Source organism: Streptomyces sediminimaris (assembly GCF_047049295.1).
Classification (GTDB): Bacteria; Actinomycetota; Actinomycetes; order Streptomycetales; family Streptomycetaceae; genus Streptomyces; species Streptomyces sediminimaris.
The window spans coordinates 5,250,152-5,271,715 of record NZ_JBJWOT010000001.1; the positions used below are offsets into that span (position 1 = coordinate 5,250,152).

Consider the following 21,564-nt stretch of genomic DNA (forward strand, 5'->3'; position numbering starts at 1 on the left):
ACGGAAACGTACCTGCCGCACGGCGTGAAGTCCCGCCACCCACCCCACCCCGGGCGCGGAACCGGACCGGCGGCGGTGATACTGGACGTATGAAGCTCAGTCGCCCCGTCTCCTGGTTCCTGCTCGCCTTCGGGGTGTGGAGCTGGGTCATCTGGGTCACTTTCGTCAAGAACCTGGTCAAGGACGGCAGCGGCCTCGCGTTCCACGACGGCCACCCGACGGCCTACTTCTGGGTGCACCTGACGCTCGCTGTCGTCTCCTTCGTATTGGGGACGGTCATCGGCGGCATCGGGTTGCGCGGCCTGCGCGCTTTGCGTCAGACCTCATAAGCGGCGAACCGGTACACAACGACAGAACCGGCAACGGGGGTCGACCGCACGGTGGTCATCGTCTTCGTCCTGGCAGCCCTTCTCGCGCTCGGCGTGCTCGGCGCGGCCAACTGGTACCTGTGGCGCCGTCTGTTCCGCGACACGACCGCACGTCCGGGCCCGGTCCGCCGGGCGGGCGCCGCGGTCCTCGCGGGCGGCTGGGCGCTGGCCGTGGGGGCGGTCGTCGCCGAGCGCGCCGGAGCCCCCTTCCTGCTCCAGCAGGTGCTCGCCTGGCCGGGGTTCCTGTGGCTCGCGCTGTCGCTCTACCTGCTGCTGGCCGTCGTGGCGGGCGAGGCCGTACGGCCGCTGCTGCGCCGCCTGCCGCCCCGGCGGACGCGCGCCGGCGCGGCGGTGGCGCGGGCGCGGCCCGTCCCGGCCGGATCCGTACCCCCGCTGGAGCCCGAACCGGAGCCGGAACCGGAGCCCGGGACCGTGTCAGGACCCGGCCCCGCGTCCGGATCCCGCCCCGCGCCAGGACGCGGCCCCGCGTCCCCCGACCCCTCGCGCCGCCTCTTCGTCTCCCGCGTCGTCGCGGGGGCCGCCACGGCCGCCGCCGTGGCCACCGTCGGCTACGGCACGTACGGCGTCCTGCGCGGCCCGCGCGTCAAGCGCGTCACCGTGCCGCTGGCGAGACTCCCGCGGGCCGCGCACGGCTACCGCATCGCGGTGGTCAGCGACATCCACCTGGGCCCGATCCTCGGCCGCGGCTTCACGCAGAAGGTCGTCGACACGATCAACTCCACCCGGCCGGACATCGTCGCGGTCGTCGGCGACCTGGTGGACGGCAGTGTGCCCGACCTGGCTCCGGCCGCGGCCCCGCTGACGCAGTTGGAGGCGCCCTCCTACTTCGTCACCGGCAACCACGAGTACTTCTCCGGCGCCGAGCAGTGGGTCGAGGAGGTGCGGCGGCTCGGCCTGCACCCGCTGGAGAACGCCCGCACCGAACTGCCCTGGTTCGACCTGGCCGGCGTCAACGACATCGCGGGCGAGAGCACCGGCCAGGGCCCCGACTTCGGCAAGGCGCTCGGCGGCCGGGACACGGCACGCGCGTGCGTGCTCCTCGCCCACCAGCCGGTGCAGATCCACGACTCCGTCCGGCACGGCGTCGACCTCCAGCTCTCCGGCCACACGCACGGCGGCCAGCTCTGGCCCGGCAACCTCATCGCGGCGGCCGCCAATCCGACCGTCGCGGGCCTGGAGCGCTACGGCGACACCCAGCTGTACGTCAGCCGGGGCGCCGGCGCCTGGGGGCCGCCCACGCGCGTGGGGGCGCCGTCCGACATCACCGTGATCGAACTGGCGTCGACGCGCGCCTGACCGTCCCGCCGGACGCGGTGGTGACCGCTTGCGGAACCGCGTGCGGACAATCTGTGAGGACGCTGTGAGAGATGACGGAAAACCCTTGCGCGTGTTCGGTCTCAACTCAACAAAACCCTCTTCCCCCAGCTGAAACACCTGTGATTAGGTGAGCCGCGCCACTAGGGGGTGGCACATGGGGTGGGGGCCCTTCGGGGCAGGGGAGGGCAAACCGATGCGTTCGGTTCGCACGCGCGTCGCCGCGTCGCTGCTGGTGCTCGCGGTCGCGGGAGTGGGCGGCTGGCAGCTGCTGCCGTCACAGGGGGACACCGGGAAGACCATCAGGGTCGGCACGACGGACGCGGTCACGGCACTCGACCCGGCCGGCGCCTACGACGCGGGCTCCTGGGCGCTGTTCAGCAACGTCTTCCAGTCGCTGCTGACCTACGAGCCGGGCGGCGCCACGCCGGTGCCCGACGCGGCCCGCAGCTGCGGCTTCGTCGGCAGCCGGCCCACCACCTACCGGTGCCGGCTGCGGTCCGGGCTCACGTTCCCCAGCGGGCGGGCGATGACCGCGGCGGACGTCAAGTACTCCTTCGACCGGGTCAAGAGGATCAAGTCCGACGTCGGTCCGTCCTCGCTGTTCAGCACGCTCCGCTCGGTGAGCGCGGACGGCCTGACCGTCACCTTCCACCTCTCCTCGCCCGACGCCACCTTCCCGTTCAAGGTGGCCACCGGCGCCGGCTCGATCGTGGACAGCGAGACCTACCCCAAGGACGCCCTGCGCACCAGCGACGGCGTGGACGGCACCGGGCCGTACGTGCTGACCTCGTACGACAAGGGCAAGAAGGCCGTCCTCACGCCCAACAAGCGCTACCGGGGCGCCCTGAAGAGCACGGGCCGCCCCGTGGACCTGCTCTACTACGTCGACCCGCAGGCCCTGGACAGGGCCTGGAAGGCGAAGCGGGTCGACGTCGCCACCCGCCAGCTGCCGCCCAAGGTCCTGTCCGGGCTCTCGGCGAGCGATCCGCACCAGCGCCTGTCGGAGTCCGACAGCTCGGAGACCCGCAACCTCTACCTCAACACCCGGGCCGGCTCGCCCCTGCACGACGTCCGGGTGCGCCGGGCCATGGCCTGGCTGATCAACCGCGAGCGGCTGGCCGCCACCGTCTACCAGGGGACCGTCGCCCCGCTGTACTCGCTGATCCCCACGGGCATCACCGGCCACACCACGTCGTTCTTCGACGCCTACCCCGGACAGGACGCGCGCAAGGCGAAGGCCCTGCTCACCGAGGCCGGCGTGCAGACGCCGGTCCGCTTCACCTACGGCTACGCGAAGAACCGTGGCGCGTCCGAGGCGGAGGCCGCGGCACTCAAGCAGCAACTGGAGGCGAGCGGCCTGTTCAAGGTGACCCTCGAGGGCTACGGCTGGACCGACTTCCAGAAGCGCTGGGCCGCCGGGAAGCTGGACGCGTACGCCGTCGGCTGGGTCGCCGACTACCCGGACCCGGACACCTTCGGCGCCCCGCTCGTCGGCAGCGGCGGCACCATGAACACCGGGTACAGCAGCAGGACGGTCGACCGGCTGATCCGGGACAGCCAGTCGTACGCCGACCGCTCGGACGCCGCGCCCGACTTCAGCACTCTCCAGCGGGACGTCGCCCGGGACGTGCCGGTCATCCCGCTGTGGCAGGGCAAGGAGTACGTCCTCAGCAGCGAGGACGTCGGCGGCGGCCAGTATCTCGACGACGGAACCGGCGTGTTCCGGCTGTGGAGCCTCACCTGGATCTGACGCGGGGCACGGGGCCCGGGCCTCAGGACCGTACGGCCGTCCGCGCCGGAAGCGTGACCGTCACCGCCAGCCCCTCGCCCGGGGCCGTGCGCACCGCCACCTCCCCGCCGTGCGCCCGCACGACCCCCTGCACGATGGCCAGGCCCAGTCCGCTGCCCGCGCCCCCGCCGGCCCGGAAGAAGCGGTCGAAGACGCGTGCCGCGTCGTCGCCGCACAGCCCCGGGCCCTCGTCCGCGACACACAGGCGCACGACCCCGTCCTCGCGCCCCACGTCCAGCCGCACCGGCACGTCCGCGGGCGTGTGCGTGCGGACGTTGCCCACCAGGTTGCCGAGCACCTGTCGGAGCCCCGACTCGTCCGCGTGCACCAGCAGCGCGCCGTCGGCGCCCACCGTGATGGGACGCTGGGGCTGCTGCACCCGCAGGTCCTCGGCCGCGTCCCGCACCAGGCGGCTGAGGTCGACGTTGCGGAAGCGCAGCTCGGGCTGCTGGTCGAGGCGGGCCAGGGTGAGCAGCTCGTCCACCAGCCGCCCCATGCGGTCGGTCTCCGCCAGCACCCGCTCCCAGGCGCGCTTCCGCTCGTCGGGATCACTGAGCATCCCCTTGTCGTACAGCTGGAGGTAGCCGCGTATCGCCGACAGCGGGGTGCGCAGCTCGTGCGAGGCGTCGGCGACGAAGCGGCGCAGCTGGGCCGCGCTGTGCTCGCGCGTGCGGTACGCCGACTCCACCTGGTGGAGCATGGAGTTCAGGGCGAGCCGCAGTTGCTCGACCTCCTGGGTCGGATGGGTGCTGGAGGGCACGCGCAGCGTCAGGTCGCCCTCCGCGATCGCCGACGACGTCTCCACCATGTCCTCCAGCGGGCGCATCCGGCGCCGCACGCTGAACAGGGTCAGACAGGCCAGCAGCACGAGCAGCAGACCGCCGACGGCGAAGTCGAGCCTGAGCGCTTTGCCCATGCCGGTGTGCAGGGCCTCGGTGGAGGCGGCCATCAGCACGTACGTGCCGTCGGCCAGCCGTACGGCGGTGACCCGGTAGGGCGCGCCGTTCACCTTCACGTCGTGCGGATCGGCGTCCCGGGCGAGGCCCGCGGCGTCGCCGACCGCGCGGGCCAGACCGGTCTGCGCCTCGGTGGGTTGGACCCCGAGGATGCCGATGGCCGTACCCCGGCCGTTGACGGCCGTGTAGATCGAGTCCGGGTTCGAGCGCTCCTTGTCGGTGTCGTCCGGCACCAGCCGGTCGTGGACGAACGACAGGGCGCTGAGCGAGTCGATCTGCCGGATCGTCAGCTGCGAACCGCTCAGGGAGTCGCGCATCTTGGTCAGCTGGGAGTCGACCTGGTCCAGCAGGTAGTAGCGCATGCCCATGAGGCTGATCGCGGTGGTCGCCACGATGCCGAGGGCGAGCAGGGCGACGTTGGTCAGCGTGAGCTTGGCGCGCAGCGAGTGGATGCCGCGCTCGCAGTTCAGCCAGCCGGCCCTCATGCCAGTCCGTATCCCACACCGCGCCGGGTGGTGATCACCGGAGGCCCGAGCGCCTCCAGCTTGCGCCGCAGATAGCTGATGTAGGTCTCCACGACGGTCGACTCGGGCGGGGTGTGCTCGTACTGCCAGACGTGGCGCAGGAGCTGCTCCTTGGGCACGATCCGGCCGCCGTTGCGCACCAGGAAGCGCAGCAGGGCGTACTCGGTGGGGGTGAGCTCGACGCTGCGGCCCGCGCGGTGGGCGCTGTACGTCGTCTCGTCCAGCTCCAGGTCGCCGTACCTCAGCGGGGGCCGCTGGGGCAGCACGTCCGCCGGGCGGGTGCGGCGCAGCACCGCCGTGATCCGGGCGACCACCTCGTCGATGTTGAACGGCTTGGTGATGTAGTCGTCGCCGAAGCCGAGGGCGCCGACGATCTCGGCGGGCGAGTCGCGCGCGGTGAGGAAGACGAGCGCCAGGTCGGGCTGCCGTTCGCGCAGTTCACGCCCCAGCGCCCGTCCGTCGCCGTCCGGGAGCATGACGTCGAGCAGTGCCGCGTCCGGCCGGGTGCGCCCGGCGAGCGCGAGGGCCTCGCGGACGGTGCCCGCGACCATCACCTCGAACCGGTGGTAGCGCAGGGCGATGGCGAGGACGTCCGCGATGCTCGGCTCGTCCTCCACCACCAGCACGGTGCCTGGAGCCGTCGTCATGTCCCCAGTATCGGGCGCGGGAGCGGCAGCGGGGCCGGATCGGTCTTTGGAGTTCCTTGAGAGTCGTGCCGCAACCGCCCCGCGCGCGGGCGGCGCCCCCAATCCTGTTGCCCAGGACCTGGGGGACCGACCGACGACCGACAAGGAGCGTTTGATCGTGGCGGCATTGGCACGGTGGTGCTATCGGCACCGGCTGGTGGTCCTGTTCCTGTGGGTGGGGGCGTTGTTCGGCGTGGGCTTCTCGGCCTCCGCGGCGGGCACGGACTACGCGAACGTCTTCTCCCTCCCCGACACGGACTCCAAGAGCGCGTACGACCTGATGCAGAAGGCCTTCCCGAGCACCTCGGGCGACACCGACACGGTGGTGTGGAAGGTCGACAGCGGCTCGGTGAAGGACCAGGCGGTCCGCACCCGCATCCAGCCGGCCCTCGACTCCATCGCGAAGATGCCCGGCGTCGGCGCGGTCACCAGTCCCTACGCGGGGCCCCGGGGAGCCGCGCAGATCAGCGCCGACGGCAAGATCGCGTACGCCCAGCTGACCTTCACCAAGCGCGCGAACGAAGTGCCCAAGGACCTCGTCCAGAACGTCGTCGACACCGCGCGGCACGCCGAACGCGCCGGTCTGCGGGTCGAGCTGGGCGGCCAGGCCATCCAGCGCATCCAGGAGCCGCCGCAGGGCCTGTCGGAGATGGTCGGCATCGTGGCCGCGGCCGTCGTGCTGTTCCTGGCCTTCGGCTCGCTCTTCGCGATGCTGCTGCCGATCGCGATCGCGGTCTTCGGCGTCGGCATGGGCCTGTTCTCCACCCAGCTGCTCAGCCACACCACCGACGTCCCCGACATCGCACCGCTGCTCGCGTCCCTGATAGGCCTCGGCGTCGGCATCGACTACGCGCTGTTCATCGTCACCCGGCACCGGCGCGGCATCCAGCGCGGCATGGACCCCGAGGAGTCGGCCGTCACGGCCCTCAACACCTCCGGCCGGGCGGTGCTGTTCGCGGGCGGCACGGTCTGCATCGCGCTCGCCGGCATGCTCGTGACGCGACTGCGCTTCCTGGACGGCGTGGTCATCGGCACCTCGCTGACCGTGGTGCTGAGCGTGCTGGCGGCCACGACGCTGCTGCCGGCGCTGCTCGGTCTGCTCGGCCCCCGGGTGCTCAGCCGCCGCCAGCGGCGCCGGCTGGCGGCGAACGGTGCCGAGACCGAGAAGACGAGCGGGCTCGCCGTGCGCTGGTCGGCGAACGTCGAGAAGCGCCCCCGCAGGATCGCCGCGCTCGCCCTGGTCGTCATGGCCGTCCTCGCCGTGCCCGTGCTCTCGCTCCGCCTCGGCGCCACCGACCAGGGCAACGACGACGCGTCGACCACCACCAGGCAGGCCTACGACCTGCTCGCCGAGGGCTTCGGGCCCGGCTTCAACGGGCCGCTGCAGGTGGTCGGCGTGAGCGGTGACACCGCCACGCTGGTCAAGGACATCCGGTCGACCCCGGGGGTGGCACGGGTCGCCCCGCTGCCGCCCGCCAAGGGCGTGACGGTGATCCAGGTGGTACCGACGACGTCACCGCAGTCGAAGCAGACGGACGACCTGATCGACACCCTGCGCGACGAGGTGATCCCGAAGGCGGGCGCGCAGGCGCACGTGGGCGGCGTGACCGCGGTGTCCAAGGACTTCGCGGCGGTGACGGGCGACCGCCTGCCCCTGTTCATCGCGACGATCATCGGCCTGGGCTTCCTGCTCCTGCTGATCGCCTTCCGCTCGCTGGTGGTGCCGCTGACGGCCGCCCTGATGAATCTGGTCGCCGCGGCCGCCTCCTTCGGCGTGCTCGTCGCGGTCTTCCAGTGGGGGTGGGGCCTGGATCTGCTCGGCCTCGGCAAGGAGGGCCCGATCAACGCCTTCCTGCCGGTGATCATGCTGTCGCTGCTCTTCGGGCTCTCGATGGACTACCAGGTGTTCCTGGTCAGCCGCATGCACGAGGAGTGGGTGCACACCAGGGACAACGCGCGCGCGGTGCGGGTGGGTCTCGCGGAGACCAGCCGGGTCATCAACAGCGCCGCCCTGATCATGGTCTGCGTGTTCCTGGCCTTCGTCCTCAGCGGCGACTCGGGCGCGGCGATGGCGGGCGTCGGCCTCGCGGCCGCGGTGGCGCTCGACGCGTTCATCCTGCGTACGGCGCTGGTGCCGGCCGCGATGCACCTGCTCGGCAGGTCCAACTGGTGGCTGCCGGGATGGCTGGAGCGGCGGCTGCCGCACCTGGCGGTGGAGCCGAAGGAGGAGGCCCTGGAGGCACCGTCCGCGCAGGGCCCCGCCTCGGCGGTCCACGGCTTCGTCCGCACCTGCGAGGGCGAGCCGGTCGACGGCGCCTCGGTGACCCTGCTCTCCAAGGGCGGCCGCCAGCTGGACCGGGTGACGTCCCTGGCGGACGGCTCCTACATCGTGTCGGTCCCCGCGCCGGGGACGTATCTGCTGGCGACCACGGCGGCGCCGTACGGCTCGCGGGCGGCGCACGTGGTGGTGGCCGAGGGCCCGCTGGTGTTCGACGTGGAGCTGGCGGAGGGCGAGGTGGACGCGGTGAACTGACCGCGTCCCGGACCCAGGGCAGCCCTAGGACCTGCCGGGGGTGGGGAGCACCTTCGTCATCCCCGGCAGGAAGTCCCTGAACAGCTCGTGCACGTCCCTGACCAGCGGCCGCAGGATCCGGAAGCGGGCCAGGGAGACGCCCCGGGCGGTCAGCCCGGCCCCCCGTTCGGCGAGCCGGTAGCTGCGCTCGCGGCCCTCCGTGCGGTCGAAGACCCAGTACAGCACCAGGCCCATGTGGGAGAGCCACATCAGCTCGGGCAGGACGTCGCGCAGTTCCTCCGGGACCTTGGTCCTCGTCGCCCCCGCGAGCACCTCCCGGTGGAGGGAGATGGCCTCCTCGCGCGCGTGCTCCGACTCCTCGGAGAACGGGCTGAGCGGGCTGTCGGGGTCGGCGGCGTTCTTGAAGAACTGGACCGCGAACTCGTGGTAGGGCGTCGCGATGTCCAGCCACACCCGCAGCACACCGGCGAGCCGTGCCTCCAGGTCGGTCTCCCGGTCCAGCACCTCCCGGACGGCCACCCGGTGCTCGGCGGCGATCCGGTCGTAGAAGCCCTGGATCAGGTGCTCCTTGCCGGCGAAGTAGTAGTAGGCGTTGCCCACGGAGACGCCGGCCTCCGCGGCGATGGCCCGCATCGTCGTCTTGTCGTACCCGCGCTCCTGGAACAGCCGCATCGCGGTTTCCAGGATCAGCGCGCGGGTCTGCTCGGACTTGCTGGGGTTGGCGCCCTCGCCGGGGCCGTCGTTCTTCGCTGGCACGGAACGAGAGCCTAAGGGGCGCGCGGGCCGCCTTCGCGGCCCGGGGCGGCGCACACGCGGCCCCGCCCCGGCCGTGGACCACCCCGCCCGGCCACCGCCCCGGACGGCGGGGCGGCGCTCCTCAGGCCCCGACCCGGTCCTCCCGCCGCCGCGCCCCGCCGGGCCGCCGCCCCAGCTCCGGGCGCTTGCTGTAGTCGGTGAACCCGACGACGTTCCCCCAGGGGTCGGCGATCTCCACCGCCCAGCCGGTGGCCACGGCGAAGGGCTCGTCGAGCGGGGTGATGCCCGCCGCGGCGAGCGCGCGGGCCGTGGTCCGGGCGTCGGCGACCTCGATCCACAGGCGCGTCGAGGGCCAGGGCGGCGGCCGGTGCCCCAGCCCGTCCTCCTGCCGCAGCAGGATCCCCGGCGTCTCGCCCCCGACCTCCAGCAGCGCGATCCCGGCCTCGTCGAACCGGAACCCCACCGCGAACCCGGCACTCCGGTAGAAACCGACCGCCGTGCCGAGGTCTCCGACGGGCAGCAGGACGTTGTCGAATCCGAGCAGTTCGTACGACTGGTCATCTGACATGTCGTCAGAATAGGTGCGCGGGTGGCCGGAACCGGTGATTGTCGCGGACGCGGACGCGTGAGGGCCCCGCTCCCGGTGCGAGACCGGGGGCGGGGCCCTTTCGCCGTGTGCGGCCGGAGCTCAGAAGCGGCGCGTGATCAGCGCCCGCTTCACCTCCTGGATCGCCTTCGTGACCTCGATGCCGCGCGGGCAGGCGTCCGTGCAGTTGAAGGTCGTGCGGCAGCGCCAGACGCCGTCGCGGTCGTTGAGGATCTCCAGCCGCTGCTCGGCCGCCTCGTCACGCGAGTCGAAGATGAAGCGGTGCGCGTTGACGATGGCCGCCGGGCCGAAGTACTGGCCGTCGTTCCAGAACACCGGGCAGGAGGACGTGCAGGCGGCGCACAGGATGCACTTCGTGGTGTCGTCGAAGCGCTCGCGGTCCTCGGCGGTCTGGAAGCGCTCACGCGTCGGCTCGTTGGTGTCCTTCGTGATCAGGAAGGGCATCACGTCCCGGTACGCCTGGAAGAACGGCTCCATGTCGACCACGAGGTCCTTCAGGACCGTCAGGCCCTTGATGGGCTCGACCGTGATCGGCTTCTCGGGGTTGATGTCCTTGATCAGCGTCTTGCAGGCGAGGCGGTTCTTGCCGTTGATCCGCATGGCGTCGGAGCCGCAGATGCCGTGCGCGCAGGACCGGCGGAACGTCAGCGTGCCGTCGACGTCCCACTTGATCTTGTGCAGGGCGTCGAGCACGCGCTCCTTGGGGTCGATCTCCAGCTGGAAATCCTCCCAGGTCGCCTCGGCCGAGACCTCCGGGTTGAAGCGGCGGACGCGGACTGTGACGGTGATGTAGGGGGACGCCGCGGACTCCGCCTCCACCTTGTCCAGAACAGGGGTTGCCATCAGTACTTACGCTCCATCGGCTGGTAGCGGGTCTGGACGACCGGCTTGTAGTCGAGACGGATGGACTCGGTGCCGTCGTCGCCCACCTCGCGGTACGCCATGGTGTGGCGCATGAAGTTGACGTCGTCGCGGTTGGGGTAGTCCTCGCGGTAGTGACCGCCGCGGGACTCCTTGCGGGCCAGGGCGGACACGGCCATGACCTCGGCCAGGTCGAGCAGGTTGCCCAGTTCGATGGCCTCCAGCAGGTCCGTGTTGAACCGCCGGCCCTTGTCCTGGATCGCGACGTTCCGGTAGCGCGCCCGCAGCTCGGCGATCTTCTCGACCGCGGTCTTGATCGTCTGCTCGGTGCGGAACACCATGACGTTCGCGTCCATGGTCTCCTGCAGCTCGCGGCGGAGGGTCGCCACGCGCTCGGTGCCCGTCGAGGTACGCAGGTGCTCGACCTGGTCGATGACGAACTGAGCCGGGTTCTCCGGCAGCTCGACGAAGTCCGCGTGCCGGCTGTACTCCGCCGCCGCGATGCCGGCCCGGCGGCCGAAGACGTTGATGTCCAGCAGCGAGTTGGTGCCCAGCCGGTTGGCGCCGTGCACCGACACGCAGGCGACCTCGCCGGCCGCGTACAGGCCCGGGACGACCGTCGTGTTGTCGGTCAGGACCTCACCCTCGACGTTCGTCGGGATGCCGCCCATCGCGTAGTGGGCGGTCGGCTGGATCGGGATCGGGTCCGTGTAGGGCTCGATGCCGAGGTAGGTGCGGGCGAACTCCGTGATGTCGGGCAGCTTGGCGTCCAGCTGCTCCGGCGGGAGGTGCGTGAGGTCGAGGTAGACGTGGTCGCCCTCGGGACCGCAGCCGCGGCCCTCGCGGATCTCCGTGTAGATGGAGCGCGAGACGACGTCACGGGAGGCGAGGTCCTTCATGACCGGCGCGTACTTCTCCATGAAGCGCTCGCCGTCCTTGTTGCGCAGGATGCCGCCCTCACCGCGGGCGCCCTCCGTCAGCAGGATGCCCATGCGCCAGATGCCGGTCGGGTGGAACTGGAAGAACTCCATGTCCTCCAGCGGCAGCCCGCGCCGGTAGACGGCGGCCTGGCCGTCACCGGTCAGGGTGTGCGCGTTGGACGTCACCTTGAAGAACTTGCCGCAGCCGCCGGAGGCGTAGATCACGGCCTTCGCCTGGAAGACGTGGATCTCGCCGGTCGCCAGCTCGTACGCCACGACACCGGCCGACCTCTTGACGCCGTCGACCTCGGTGATCAGCTGGTCGAGGACGTAGAACTCGTTGAAGAACTCCACGCCCTCCTTGACGCAGTTCTGGTACAGCGTCTGCAGGATCATGTGGCCGGTGCGGTCGGCCGCGTAGCAGGAGCGGCGGACCGGGGCCTCGCCGTGGTTGCGGCTGTGACCGCCGAAGCGGCGCTGGTCGATCGTGCCGTTCGGGGTCCGGTTGAACGGCAGGCCCATCTTCTCCAGGTCGAGGACGGAGTCGATGGCCTCCTTCGCCAGGATCTCGGCGGCGTCCTGGTCGACCAGGTAGTCACCGCCCTTGACCGTGTCGAAGGTGTGCCACTCCCAGTTGTCCTCCTCCACGTTGGCGAGCGCGGCGGCCATGCCGCCCTGCGCGGCGCCCGTGTGGGAGCGGGTGGGGTACAGCTTGGTCAGCACAGCGGTGCGGCTGCGCTTCGTCGACTCGATGGCCGCGCGCATGCCGGCGCCGCCGGCGCCGACGATGACGGTGTCGTACTTGTGGATCTTCATGATTCTCGCAGCCCCGTGCCTAGCGGATGTTCGGGTCGAAGGTGAAGATCACCAGCGTGCCCAGCAGGACGGTGAACACCGTGGCGGTGTAGAGCAGGGCCTTCAGCCACAGCCGGGTGTTCGCGCGCTCCGCGTAGTCGTTGATGATCGTGCGCAGGCCGTTGGCGCCGTGCAGCATCGCGAGCCACAGCATCAGCAGGTCCCACACCTGCCAGAAGGGGGACGCCCAGCGGCCGGCGACGAAGGCGAAGCCGATCTTCGAGACGCCGCCGTCCAGCACCAGCTGGATCACCAGGTGGCCGATGACCAGGACGACCAGGACGACGCCGGACAGGCGCATGAAGAGCCAGGCGGCCATCTCGAAGTTGCCCCGGGTCGACTTCGGGGTCTTCCTCGTGCGCTTGCGCGGGGCCTCGATGAGGGGCGCCGGGTTGTCGACGTTGTAGAGGGACTCGCCCTCGACCGGGCCGATCCCGGAGGCGGTGGTTTCGGTGGTGGCCATCGGTCTCAGCTCCCGAACAGTTCACGAGCGGCGTGGCCGAGCACGGGGTAGATCGCCCCGAGCATCAGCACGACCCAGAGGCCCACGACGGACCAGAGCATCTGCTTCTGGTAGCGCGGGCCCTTCGACCAGAAGTCGACGGCGATGACGCGCAGGCCGTTCAGTGCGTGGAAGAGGACGGCGGCGACGAGGCCGTACTCCAGAACAGCGACGATCGGGGTCTTGTACGTGGACACGACCTTGTCGTAGTCCTCGGGCGAGACACGAACGAGAGCGGTGTCCAGCACGTGAACGAACAGGAAGAAGAAGATGAGGACGCCGGTGACTCGGTGAGCCACCCAGGACCACATTCCTTCCCGGCCGCGGTACAGCGTTCCAGCCGGCACGGAAGTCCCTCCGGGAGCGGGGATTGGGGCCGCGCCGGCTTGTGCTGTCGGTCGGGCCCGGCCGGGTACGGTCCACCGGCCCCCAGCATCGTACTCAGCCGGTGCCGCCGGGCTTACGCCGGGCCTACCGGTGTGATCGAAGTGGCACGCGTATGGGTGAGAGGCGCGGCTTGTGGGGTGGTGTGCCGGGTTATGCGCCGGGTGCGCATTCCGTGTGGTCACCGGCGCGGTCCGCCGTGCCCCCGAGGAGGTCCGCCAGCCGCTGCCCGGCGAGGCGGCGCAGCTCCTCCGCCGCGACCACCCGCTCCTCCTCCGGGTCGTTCGCCAGACGGGACCGGATCGCCTCGAGGACGCGGTCCAGGCATTCGCCGGGAGGCGCGTCGCCCACGTAGACGACGAAGGAGTGGCCGAAACGGGCCTCGTACGCCGCGTGGGCCGCGCTGAGGGCGGTGTGGGCGGCCGCGTACGTCTCGTCCGGGAGGGCCGGCCAGGTCTCGCCGGCCAGGGCCTCCGACAGGTCGGCGGGGGAGAGGTCGTAGGCGGCCTCGTCGGAGGCGGCGAGGAGGGAGTCGAGGTCCGGATAGGGGCGGTGGGCCGCCACCCGGTGGGCCCAGCTGAGGCTGCGCAGGCAGGCGAGCAGCAGGCGGCGCGCCTCGTCGTCGGGCGCGGTGTTGAACTCCTCCAGCCCGCTGGGGGGCGGTGGAGTGCGTGTCTGCTCGGGCAGCGCCGGTATGGCGGCGACCCGGCCGGGAAAGTGTGTGGGTGTCACGTGTGTTTCGGCAGGGGAAGCTGTGGGAGGTGTGACCTCACGTTATCGACAGTCGGCCCGAGGTGTCCGACGGATGACCGGATTTCACCCTCAGGGGAGAGCTTCGGAACGGGTGGTGGACGCGCCGGGGTGCCCGCGGGTCTTAGGTTGGCACGGTGAGCCAGCACAGGCGCCTGCCTCCGGCGCGGAAGGTGAGACAGAGGCGGCTGATCGTCGCGGGCGCGTTCGCCGGGACGGTCGCCCTCGGGGTCGGCCTCGGCTTCTGGGCCTCCGGCGACGGCGGCGGCCCTGCGGGGTCGGCGCGGGAGCGCCCCTCGGCCGGCCGGACCGGGGCGGCGCCGGCCGATTCGCACGGCGCGAGCGCGACGCCGAGCCCGACGCGTTCCTACGCCCTCTCCAAGGCCCCCGCCACCATCCCGGCCGTGCGTTCCCACACCGCGGCCCGCGGGCCCGGCTGGCGGCCGGCCCGCGGTGAGCGCGTGGTGGTCACCGACGCCGCCCTGGCCGACGAGGGCCGGCTGATCGCCGGTGAGCTGGGGCTGGCGTACGCCGGTGAGAAGGGCGACGTGCGGGCCGGGGACGTGCGGCTGGCGCTGGACGGCGGCGCGGGGGCGGGCCCGGAGTCGTACACGATGACCGTGCGCGGTGGCCGGGTGGACATCAGCGGCCCCTCCGACGCCGGCGTCTTCTACGGCACCCGGACGCTCAAGCAGGAGGTGCACGGCGGGGGCACGGCGCCCGAGGGCGTGGTGAGGGACGGGCCGGCCAAGCCGGTGCGCGGGTTCATGCTGGACATCGCGCGCAAGCACTTCACCGCCGGCTGGATCGAGGACCGGGTGCGGGAGCTCGGCGACCTGAAGTTCAACGAGCTGGGGCTGCACTTCTCGGACGACCAGGGCTTCCGGATCGAGTCCGACACGCACCCCGAGGTCGTCTCCCGGCAGCATCTGACGAAGGCCGAGGTCCGGAAGATCGTCGGCCTCGCCGCGAGCCGGCACATCACCGTGGTGCCCGAGATCGACTCGCCGGGGCACCTCGGGGCCGTCATCGCCGCCCACCCCGGTCTGCAGCTGCGCAACACGCGGGGCGGGGCGGCGCGCGGGGCCGTCGACATCTCCGAGCCGGCCGCCGCCGGCATCGTCGACGACCTGCTGAACGAGTACGCCGGTCTCTTCCCCGGCGGCGAGTGGAACCTCGGCGGCGACGAGTACCAGGCGCTGATGGCCTCCAGCCCGTCCGCCTCCTATCCCCAGCTGGCCGCCGCGGCCCGGAAGGCGTACGGACCCGGAGGGACGATCTCCGACCTCGCCACGGGGTGGCTGAACGACCGCGCCGGGACGGTCCGGGCCCACCGGCGGACCATGCGGGCGTGGAACGACGGCTTCTACGCCGGGACGTCCGTGCGGCCCGCCGGGGACCTGCAGGTCGCGTACTGGACCGGCAAGGAGATCGGGGCGCGGCAGCCGGTGGCGTATCTGAGCGCCGGGCGGAAGGTGATCAACTACAACGACGAGTTCCTCTACTACGTCCTCGGGCAGCCGAACGGCTTCGTGTATCCGACCGGCCGGCGGATCTACGAGCAGTGGACCCCGCGCGTCCTGCGCGGCACCCGTGCGGTGCCGGCCGGGTACGACGCGCAGATCCTCGGCGGGTCCTTCGCGGTCTGGTGCGACCTGTCCGGATCGCAGACGCAGGACCAGGTCGCGGCCGGGATCCGGATGCCGCTGCGGGCGACGGTCCAGAAGCTGTGGGACCCGCGCAAGCCGGCGCTGACGTGGGCGGAGTTCAGGGCGCTGGCGGCCAGGCTGGGCTGAGCCCGGTCCCGGCCGGCCCCGCTTTCTGGTGCGTATGGCTGCGAACTGCCGTACGAATGTGGTGTATTCGGCGCGAGCCGAAGCCGATACGGCGGTGGGGGAGCGGGACATGGGCTACTGGGGGTATTTCGTCGTCGGCCGCAGCGAGCGGCCGCTCACGCAGCTGGACGCACTGTCGGGCGCCGAGGGCATGGAGCTGCGGACCGGGGCGCCGGGCGGCTGGCAGGTGTGGGAGTACCCGAACGGGGAGGGCGAGGTCGGCAACATGAACACCCTCGCCGGGGAGACCGGGGCACCCGCGCTCTTCGGATACGTCATGGACAGCGACTGCGTGGTCGTCGAGGCCTCGGCGCCCGTGAGCGGGGCGTGGACGACGTGCCTGGCGCGGGTCGCGATGGCCGGCTACCTCGGGACCGACGGGCTCACGGTCGAGGACTACTTCCTCGAGCCCCGGGACGCCGCCGACCGTGCGGTGGCCTGGGCCGCGGAGGCCGGGCACGACGTGCCGGCCGGGCCGCTGCTCGACGTGCTGAACGCCGAGGCCGATCCCTTGGCCGAAAACCTCTTCTTCCGGTTGCTCGACCGGCTGGGTGTGGTGCCGCTGTGACACTCACGGGCCGTCGCACGCAGTAAGGGGAGGTGCGGGCTCGGTGAGGGAAGTGCCCTGCTGAGCCGGGCAAGGGGCCCGCAGAGGGAGGCGTGGATGAGCCTGGTGGACCTGATCGCTCAGGCCGACGAACGCGGACTGGCCGCCAGCGGGCTGGCTTGTTTGGATCGTTGTGTGCCCCTGCTGGGCGGTGACGAGGAGGTGCTGCGGCCTCTGTGGGCCAACCTCGCGGACGCCGGCGACACCGGCGACTGGGCCGAGCGCCTGGATGACGCCCGCGGGAAGCTCGGGGTGTGCGGGGAGCCCGGCGAGGGCGAGGCGGCGATGCTCGCGCGGCGGATGCTGGCCGCGGCGCCGGACGAGCGCTCCGGCGGGCCGGTACGGGTGTGGGCGGACGCCTGCTCCGTCGCCGCGCTGCAGATACACCGGCTGCTGGATCCGGCCGACGACGAGGCGTCCTCCGTCGACGCGCGCCGTGAGGGGCGTACGGACGGGATGTCCCCGCTCGTCGCCGCGGAGCTGCGCCGGCAGGTCACCGTGCTGGAGGTGCTGGCCGGGCACGGCGCGGGCGGGCTGCGCAGGGCGCTGGAGGTCTCCAGCGAGGGCCGGCGGGTGCTGCAGGCCGTCGTCGCCCGGAGGGCGCGCCGCGGCTAGGTGCGTTGACCCGTGAGGTCAGGAACGCGGCTGGCGGGTGCGGTTCGCCGCGGCCGGCCGTGCGGTCGCGTGCGCCCCGTGGGCCGCGTCAGCGCAGGACGCACTTGACCACCGCGTCCCCGTGCTCGGCCGTCCGGGCGTAGAAGGCCGTCAGGTCGTGGTGGGCGGATTCGAAGAGGGTGCGGGCCTGGTCCTCCGCGGGGGTGCCGCCGTAGCGGGGGAGGAGCTCCGCGCGGGCCCGGTGCCACAGCTCCGCGATGTCGGCCGCCGTGAGGAAGGCGGCGACCTGGGCGGTCCGGGCCGCCGGCAGCAGGAGGAACGGCGGGTGGCCGGGGTCGGGGTGCGCCACCGGGCTGCCGCCGAGCACCACGTCGGAGCGCGGGCCGTCGCCGCCGCGGTGCGGCGTGGCGCCGGCGTAGAGGAAGTCGTGGTCGGGGTGGTGCCGGTCAAGGAACTCCTCCCGGTGCCGGTCGATCCTGTCGCGCACGGTCGTCCAGTCGTCCTCGAACAGCCGCCGCAACCAGTTCGCGCTGTTGCGCAGCGCCGGCGGGGGCACCGCGCGGAGATGGAAGTACATGCTCATCAGTGACAGGAGCGCACGGGAGGGGCCGAGCGTCACTCCGGGGCGGAACGCGCACCTGGGAGCGTTCTGTGTCCGTCCCGCGGCGGCGCCGGGGCGGTCCTGCGCCGGTCCTGGGAAATCGCCGGGTACGGCGTGACGTCCGGCACATCCGTTCCGCTCCTGTGTATGTGACTACCTTCCAGGAGACCAGGCCGAACGCGGCGGTGAGGCCCGTGCGGTGGGCGGCGGACGCGGTACTGGCGATGCGCGAGGGGGCGCGGCTGCGCCTCGACTACTCCGCACAGAGTCTGTGGCGCGTCGACCGGATCATCGAGGGGATACGACAGGAGGGGGCGCCCTACGCCGCCGTGGAGAGCGTGCTGCGCGGCTTCGGGGCGTACGCCGGGGAGGTGATCGTCCGCCTCACCGGCGCCGAGTGGTGGTCGGGCAGCGGGGAGCACTGGATCCGTACACCCGACGGGCGGATGTGGGATCCGATCGACGAGGCCCGCCGCTGTTACCGGGCCGAGGGGTCGCTGCGGCTGCTGTGCCGGGACGCGGTGACGGCGGCCGGGACGACGGCCGGCCAGGGGGCCGGGGCGACGGCCCGAGGGACGGCCCCGGCGGCAAAAACAAGGTAATAAGAGACGGTGGCGTTCCCAAGCGGGGGGCGGCGGGCGCACGATGGGCCCTATGGCTGACAACCGCCGTTGGTGGGCGCTGGTGGTCATCGCCCTCGCCCAGTTGATGGTCGTCCTCGACATGACCATCGTGAACATCGCCCTGCCCTCCGCCCAGGCCGACCTGAACATGTCGGACGGCAACCGCCAGTGGGTGATCACCGCCTACACGCTCGCCTTCGGCGGCCTGCTGCTGCTCGGCGGCCGGGTCGCCGACCTGGTCGGACGCCGCAGGACCTTCGTGATCGGGCTGCTCGGCTTCGCCGGCGCCTCCGCGCTCGGCGGAGCCGCCGGCGGCCCGGGGATGCTGTTCGGGGCACGGGCCCTGCAGGGCGTGTTCGCCGCGCTGCTCGCGCCGTCCGCGCTGTCGCTGCTCGCCACGACCTTCACCGACCCCAAGGACCGCAGCAAGGCGTTCGGCATCTTCGGCGCCATCATCGGCGCGGGCGCGGCGGTCGGTCTGCTCGCGGGCGGCTTCCTGACCCAGTACCTGAACTGGCGCTGGTGCCTGTACGTCAACATCCCCATCGCCCTGGTCGCCTTCTTCGGCGCGATGGCCCTGCTCGCGCCCGGTGAGCGCCACCCCGACGCCCGCCTCGACGTGCCCGGCGCGGTGCTCGGGTCGGCCGGCATGCTCTCGCTGGTGTACGGCTTCTCCGAGGCGGAGTCCCGGGGCTGGCGCGACTCCCTGGTGCTGGCGATGCTGGCCGCCGGGGTCGTGCTCCTCGCGGCGTTCGGCTGGTGGCAGACCCGGGCACGGGTGCCGCTGCTGCCGACGTCGGTGGTCAAGGACCGCCAGCGGATCGGCGCCTTCCTGACCGTGCTGCTGGTCACCGTCGGAATGTTCGGCGTCTTCCTCTTCCTGACCTACTACCTGCAGGGCGTCCTCGGCTGGTCGCCGCTGAAGACCGGCGTCGCCTATCTGCCGATGACGGTCGCGATGGTCGTCGGCTCGACCCAGATCGCCGCACGGCTGCTGACCAGGGTGCCGCCCCGCGTGGTGATCGTGCCGGGACTGCTGCTGGCCGCGGGCGGACTGGCCGTCATCGCCCAGGTCGGCGTGGAGCCGGCGTACACCACGCACGTCCTGCCCGGCATGCTGATGCTCGGCCTCGGGATGAGCACGGCGATGATGACCTCGGTGTCGCTGGCCACCGGAAGCGTCGCGCCGCGCGACTCCGGGGCGGCCTCGGCGACCTTCAACACCGCCCAGCAGGTGGGCGGTTCGATCGGTACGGCGCTGCTCAACACCATCGCCGCGAGCGTGACGGCACGCTATCTGACGGCGCACGCGGCACCGGGCGCGGACAGGCGGCTGCTGACGGCGAAGGCCACCGTGCACGGCTTCAACGTCGCCACCTGGTGGGCGCTGGGCGCGCTGCTGCTGGCCGCGCTGATCGCCGGAACGGTCGTGAACGCGGACCGGGCGCCCACCCCGCAGAGCGCGCGCGAGCGGACGCCCGAGCCGGTGGACTCGGCGCTGTGAGCGGCTGACCGGCGCGGCGGAGGCGGCCGTCCGCCGTGATCGCCGTACGGCCGCCGTACGGCTGCTGCGAGCTGCCGCCGGGAGGCCGGCGCAGGAACGATCACTCCAGGTGCCGGACCCGGCGGCCCGACCCGGCGCGCCGGGGCCGGCGGCCGCTCCGGGAACACGGCGACCAGCCCTGACCGAACGTCACCTGTGACACTTCAGTGACGCCTGACGCAGAGATCCGTGGGGGCGTGCCCACGGGCCGATGTGGCGCACGACGCGGGTTCGGTTCTGTTCTGCGGAGCCCGCGCACCACTCGTACGAACGACGAGGAATGTGTTGGGCCAGGGACGGGAACCCCGCCGCGCGCAGGCGTCCGACGGGGAGCTGGGGGCGGCCGTCGCGCGGGCCCAGGAGGGTGACGAGGCCTCCTTCGCCCGGGCGTACCGGATCGTGCAGCCCGGACTCCTCGGCTATCTGCGCGGGATCGTCGGCGACGACGCCGAGGACGTGGCGTCCGACGCCTGGCTGGAGATAGCCCGCGACCTCAAGCGGTTCAAGGGCGACGGGGCGGGCTTCCGCGGCTGGACCGCGACCATCGCCCGGCACCGCGCCCTGGACCATCTGCGCCGGCAGAAGGTGCGGCCCCGGTCGGCCGGGCTCGAGGCGGACGTACTGGATCTGCCCGGCCCGCACAGCACCCACGACCAGGCTCTGGAGTCGCTGTCCACCGAGCGCGCCCTGGAACTGCTGCGCAGCCTGCCGCGCGACCAGGCCGAGGCCGTGCTGCTGCGCGTCGTGGTCGGTCTCGACGGCCCCTCGGCAGCCCGCGTCCTCGGCAAGCGCCCCGGTGCCGTGCGCACGGCCGCGCACCGCGGACTGAAGCGCCTCGCGGCCCTGATCAACGGCCCCGGTGTGACGAATGAGGGCCCCCGGACGCTGGGGGAGTGGAAATGAACGTCAGCGACGCAGCGCACATTCACCCCGGACCGGACGACCGCGACGCGGCGAACGACGCGGCGAAGGACTACGGCGCGACGAACGACAACGACGGCGGGACCGGCGCGAACGGCCGGCTGCCGGACACGGATGGATACGGACATGGGTGACCGGCACAGCGACGGCAGTGCCCGCGCCCGTCGGCGGGCGCACCCGGGCGGGACCCTGCCGGGCCGCCCGGACGGGCCGGCCGGTCCGGCACTGGAGAGCCTGATCGCCGGCGTGCTGCGCGCCGAGGTGCACGACGCGGACGCCGAGCAGCGGGCGGTGGCCGCGTTCCTGGCCGCCCGGGAGAGCGCGGCGCACGGTGCGCGGACCCGCCGCCGGGACGACTGGCGCCCGCGCGAGCACCGCCGGATCCGCCGCTCGCTGCGGGTCACCTTCACGCTGTCCCTGGCCGGCCTCACCCTGGGCGGTGTCGCCTTCGCGGCGATCGGCTCCTTCCACGGCTCCCCGCACGACGGCCCCGCCTCCCGGCGGCCGACCCACGCGCCGTCCGCCCCGCCCCGGACGTCCTCCCGCACGCCGGACCCGTCCGCCGCCGCGGACCGGCCGGAGACGGCGAAGGACACCGAGGCGCACTGCCGGGCGTACGAGACGGTCAAGGACAGCGGCAAGGCGATGGAGTCGACGGCCTGGCAGCGGCTGGTCGCGGCCGCGGGCGGCGAGGACAACGTCACGGCCTACTGCGCCGCGAAGCTCCGGCAGCCGGCGGCCCGCACCACGCCGTCCGCGACCGTGAAGCCGGGGAACCCGCAGAGCACCGCCCGGGGCAGGGCCTCGAAGGCCCCCGACGCGAAGAGCTCGAACGGTCCGCAGGGCCCGGGCGCGTCGAACGCCTCCACCGGCGGCGACTCCACCGGCTCCGGGAAGAAGGACAAGTAGCCCGACGGCGCCCCGCCGCGGCTCGCTCACGGCCCCGCCGTGCACCGCCGAGGCAACGGCCGGGGCCGCCACCCCTGGCCC

At 72.5% G+C, this 21,564-nt stretch carries 22 protein-coding genes; 12 read left to right on the forward strand and 10 right to left on the reverse strand.

Annotation, left to right across the window (positions count from 1 at the left end):
- The first annotated feature begins 89 nt into the window (after nucleotides 1–89).
- The 3 genes from ACJ9NR_RS24510 to ACJ9NR_RS24520 all read left to right on the forward strand — a co-directional run bounded on the left by ACJ9NR_RS24510 (nucleotide 90) and on the right by ACJ9NR_RS24520 (nucleotide 3,456).
- The gene (locus ACJ9NR_RS24510) at nucleotides 90–329 is read left to right on the forward strand and encodes an SCO4848 family membrane protein (RefSeq protein ID WP_412493070.1); all 240 of its coding nucleotides are present in this window, start codon (nucleotides 90–92) and stop codon (nucleotides 327–329) included.
- A gap of 51 nt (nucleotides 330–380) precedes the next feature.
- Nucleotides 381–1,685 carry a metallophosphoesterase gene (locus ACJ9NR_RS24515; RefSeq protein ID WP_412493071.1) on the forward strand — a complete coding sequence of 435 codons (1,305 nt, stop codon included), beginning with the start codon at nucleotides 381–383 and terminating at the stop codon, nucleotides 1,683–1,685.
- Between the two features lie 214 nt (nucleotides 1,686–1,899).
- Nucleotides 1,900–3,456 carry an ABC transporter substrate-binding protein gene (locus ACJ9NR_RS24520; RefSeq protein ID WP_412493072.1) on the forward strand — a complete coding sequence of 519 codons (1,557 nt, stop codon included), beginning with the start codon at nucleotides 1,900–1,902 and terminating at the stop codon, nucleotides 3,454–3,456.
- A 22-nt stretch (nucleotides 3,457–3,478) separates the two neighbouring features.
- Here the strand turns inward: ACJ9NR_RS24520 and ACJ9NR_RS24525 are convergent, their stop codons facing one another.
- Entirely contained in the window at nucleotides 3,479–4,936 is a 1,458-nt protein-coding gene (locus ACJ9NR_RS24525; protein WP_412493073.1) for a sensor histidine kinase, read from the reverse strand.
- Complete coding sequence (locus ACJ9NR_RS24530; RefSeq protein WP_412493074.1) at nucleotides 4,933–5,622, reverse strand: response regulator transcription factor; 690 nt, start codon at nucleotides 5,620–5,622, stop codon at nucleotides 4,933–4,935. The genes ACJ9NR_RS24525 and ACJ9NR_RS24530 overlap by 4 nt, the downstream gene beginning before the upstream one ends.
- 166 nt (nucleotides 5,623–5,788) lie before the next feature.
- Between ACJ9NR_RS24530 and ACJ9NR_RS24535 the strand changes: the two genes are divergently transcribed.
- Nucleotides 5,789–8,194 (forward strand): MMPL family transporter, encoded by a 2,406-nt coding sequence (locus ACJ9NR_RS24535; protein WP_412493509.1) that lies wholly within the window; start codon nucleotides 5,789–5,791, stop codon nucleotides 8,192–8,194.
- A 24-nt stretch (nucleotides 8,195–8,218) separates the two neighbouring features.
- Here ACJ9NR_RS24535 and ACJ9NR_RS24540 read toward each other — a convergent pair whose 3' ends face one another.
- The 7 genes from ACJ9NR_RS24540 to ACJ9NR_RS24570 all read right to left on the reverse strand — a co-directional run bounded on the left by ACJ9NR_RS24540 (nucleotide 8,219) and on the right by ACJ9NR_RS24570 (nucleotide 13,811).
- A complete protein-coding gene (locus tag ACJ9NR_RS24540) occupies nucleotides 8,219–8,950 on the reverse strand; it encodes a TetR/AcrR family transcriptional regulator (protein ID WP_412493075.1) in 732 nt (243 codons plus the stop codon).
- 121 nt (nucleotides 8,951–9,071) lie between these two features.
- Nucleotides 9,072–9,518, reverse strand: a complete 447-nt coding sequence (locus ACJ9NR_RS24545; RefSeq protein ID WP_412493076.1) for a VOC family protein — start codon at nucleotides 9,516–9,518, stop codon at nucleotides 9,072–9,074.
- 120 nt (nucleotides 9,519–9,638) lie between these two features.
- Nucleotides 9,639–10,400 carry a succinate dehydrogenase iron-sulfur subunit gene (locus tag ACJ9NR_RS24550; RefSeq protein WP_412493077.1) on the reverse strand — a complete coding sequence of 254 codons (762 nt, stop codon included), beginning with the start codon at nucleotides 10,398–10,400 and terminating at the stop codon, nucleotides 9,639–9,641.
- Nucleotides 10,400–12,154, reverse strand: a complete 1,755-nt coding sequence (gene sdhA, locus ACJ9NR_RS24555; RefSeq protein WP_412493078.1) for a succinate dehydrogenase flavoprotein subunit — start codon at nucleotides 12,152–12,154, stop codon at nucleotides 10,400–10,402. Before sdhA ends, ACJ9NR_RS24550 begins: the two co-directional genes overlap by 1 nt.
- Nucleotides 12,155–12,173: 19 nt before the next feature.
- Nucleotides 12,174–12,656, reverse strand: coding sequence for a succinate dehydrogenase hydrophobic membrane anchor subunit (locus ACJ9NR_RS24560; RefSeq protein WP_412493079.1), 483 nt, complete (start codon nucleotides 12,654–12,656; stop codon nucleotides 12,174–12,176).
- 5 nt (nucleotides 12,657–12,661) lie between these two features.
- Nucleotides 12,662–13,042: a succinate dehydrogenase, cytochrome b556 subunit gene (gene sdhC, locus ACJ9NR_RS24565; RefSeq protein WP_412493080.1), complete on the reverse strand. Its 381-nt coding sequence runs from the start codon at nucleotides 13,040–13,042 to the stop codon at nucleotides 12,662–12,664.
- Nucleotides 13,043–13,232: 190 nt separating this feature from the next.
- The gene (locus ACJ9NR_RS24570; RefSeq protein ID WP_412493081.1) at nucleotides 13,233–13,811 is read right to left on the reverse strand and encodes a 2-oxo-4-hydroxy-4-carboxy-5-ureidoimidazoline decarboxylase; all 579 of its coding nucleotides are present in this window, start codon (nucleotides 13,809–13,811) and stop codon (nucleotides 13,233–13,235) included.
- A gap of 155 nt (nucleotides 13,812–13,966) precedes the next feature.
- Here ACJ9NR_RS24570 and ACJ9NR_RS24575 point away from each other — a divergent pair, with 155 nt between their 5' ends.
- The 3 genes from ACJ9NR_RS24575 to ACJ9NR_RS24585 all read left to right on the forward strand — a co-directional run bounded on the left by ACJ9NR_RS24575 (nucleotide 13,967) and on the right by ACJ9NR_RS24585 (nucleotide 16,886).
- On the forward strand, nucleotides 13,967–15,625 hold the full coding sequence (locus ACJ9NR_RS24575) for a beta-N-acetylhexosaminidase (protein ID WP_412493082.1): 1,659 nt from the start codon (nucleotides 13,967–13,969) through the stop codon (nucleotides 15,623–15,625).
- 109 nt (nucleotides 15,626–15,734) lie between these two features.
- On the forward strand, nucleotides 15,735–16,232 hold the full coding sequence (locus ACJ9NR_RS24580; protein ID WP_412493083.1) for a hypothetical protein: 498 nt from the start codon (nucleotides 15,735–15,737) through the stop codon (nucleotides 16,230–16,232).
- 96 nt (nucleotides 16,233–16,328) lie between these two features.
- A complete protein-coding gene (locus ACJ9NR_RS24585; RefSeq protein ID WP_412493084.1) occupies nucleotides 16,329–16,886 on the forward strand; it encodes a hypothetical protein in 558 nt (185 codons plus the stop codon).
- 88 nt (nucleotides 16,887–16,974) lie between these two features.
- Here the strand turns inward: ACJ9NR_RS24585 and ACJ9NR_RS24590 are convergent, their stop codons facing one another.
- Nucleotides 16,975–17,469 carry a DUF1877 family protein gene (locus ACJ9NR_RS24590; RefSeq protein ID WP_412493085.1) on the reverse strand — a complete coding sequence of 165 codons (495 nt, stop codon included), beginning with the start codon at nucleotides 17,467–17,469 and terminating at the stop codon, nucleotides 16,975–16,977.
- Nucleotides 17,470–17,636: 167 nt separating this feature from the next.
- Between ACJ9NR_RS24590 and ACJ9NR_RS24595 the strand changes: the two genes are divergently transcribed.
- From ACJ9NR_RS24595 to ACJ9NR_RS24615, 5 genes are all read left to right on the forward strand, one after another.
- Nucleotides 17,637–18,089, forward strand: a complete 453-nt coding sequence (locus ACJ9NR_RS24595; RefSeq protein WP_412493086.1) for a hypothetical protein — start codon at nucleotides 17,637–17,639, stop codon at nucleotides 18,087–18,089.
- A gap of 52 nt (nucleotides 18,090–18,141) precedes the next feature.
- The gene (locus tag ACJ9NR_RS24600; RefSeq protein WP_412493087.1) at nucleotides 18,142–19,614 is read left to right on the forward strand and encodes an MFS transporter; all 1,473 of its coding nucleotides are present in this window, start codon (nucleotides 18,142–18,144) and stop codon (nucleotides 19,612–19,614) included.
- A gap of 324 nt (nucleotides 19,615–19,938) precedes the next feature.
- Nucleotides 19,939–20,556 carry an RNA polymerase sigma factor gene (locus ACJ9NR_RS24605; protein WP_412493088.1) on the forward strand — a complete coding sequence of 206 codons (618 nt, stop codon included), beginning with the start codon at nucleotides 19,939–19,941 and terminating at the stop codon, nucleotides 20,554–20,556.
- The gene (locus tag ACJ9NR_RS24610) at nucleotides 20,553–20,708 is read left to right on the forward strand and encodes a hypothetical protein (RefSeq protein WP_412493089.1); all 156 of its coding nucleotides are present in this window, start codon (nucleotides 20,553–20,555) and stop codon (nucleotides 20,706–20,708) included. Before ACJ9NR_RS24605 ends, ACJ9NR_RS24610 begins: the two co-directional genes overlap by 4 nt.
- Nucleotides 20,701–21,483 (forward strand): hypothetical protein, encoded by a 783-nt coding sequence (locus ACJ9NR_RS24615; protein WP_412493090.1) that lies wholly within the window; start codon nucleotides 20,701–20,703, stop codon nucleotides 21,481–21,483. Before ACJ9NR_RS24610 ends, ACJ9NR_RS24615 begins: the two co-directional genes overlap by 8 nt.
- The last annotated feature ends 81 nt before the right edge of the window (nucleotides 21,484–21,564 follow it).

Coding starts and splice junctions, on each gene's coding strand:
- ACJ9NR_RS24600 (WP_412493087.1), top strand. CDS start 18,142: ATGGCTGACAACCGCCGTTGGTGGGCGCTGGTGGTCATCGCCCTCGCC.
- ACJ9NR_RS24590 (WP_412493085.1), bottom strand. CDS start 17,469: ATGAGCATGTACTTCCATCTCCGCGCGGTGCCCCCGCCGGCGCTGCGC.
- ACJ9NR_RS24585 (WP_412493084.1), top strand. CDS start 16,329: ATGAGCCTGGTGGACCTGATCGCTCAGGCCGACGAACGCGGACTGGCC.
- sdhA (WP_412493078.1), bottom strand. CDS start 12,154: ATGAAGATCCACAAGTACGACACCGTCATCGTCGGCGCCGGCGGCGCC.
- ACJ9NR_RS24525 (WP_412493073.1), bottom strand. CDS start 4,936: ATGAGGGCCGGCTGGCTGAACTGCGAGCGCGGCATCCACTCGCTGCGC.
- ACJ9NR_RS24530 (WP_412493074.1), bottom strand. CDS start 5,622: ATGACGACGGCTCCAGGCACCGTGCTGGTGGTGGAGGACGAGCCGAGC.
- ACJ9NR_RS24510 (WP_412493070.1), top strand. CDS start 90: ATGAAGCTCAGTCGCCCCGTCTCCTGGTTCCTGCTCGCCTTCGGGGTG.
- ACJ9NR_RS24545 (WP_412493076.1), bottom strand. CDS start 9,518: ATGTCAGATGACCAGTCGTACGAACTGCTCGGATTCGACAACGTCCTG.
- ACJ9NR_RS24580 (WP_412493083.1), top strand. CDS start 15,735: ATGGGCTACTGGGGGTATTTCGTCGTCGGCCGCAGCGAGCGGCCGCTC.
- ACJ9NR_RS24560 (WP_412493079.1), bottom strand. CDS start 12,656: ATGGCCACCACCGAAACCACCGCCTCCGGGATCGGCCCGGTCGAGGGC.
- ACJ9NR_RS24550 (WP_412493077.1), bottom strand. CDS start 10,400: ATGGCAACCCCTGTTCTGGACAAGGTGGAGGCGGAGTCCGCGGCGTCC.
- ACJ9NR_RS24615 (WP_412493090.1), top strand. CDS start 20,701: ATGGGTGACCGGCACAGCGACGGCAGTGCCCGCGCCCGTCGGCGGGCG.
- ACJ9NR_RS24520 (WP_412493072.1), top strand. CDS start 1,900: ATGCGTTCGGTTCGCACGCGCGTCGCCGCGTCGCTGCTGGTGCTCGCG.
- ACJ9NR_RS24610 (WP_412493089.1), top strand. CDS start 20,553: ATGAACGTCAGCGACGCAGCGCACATTCACCCCGGACCGGACGACCGC.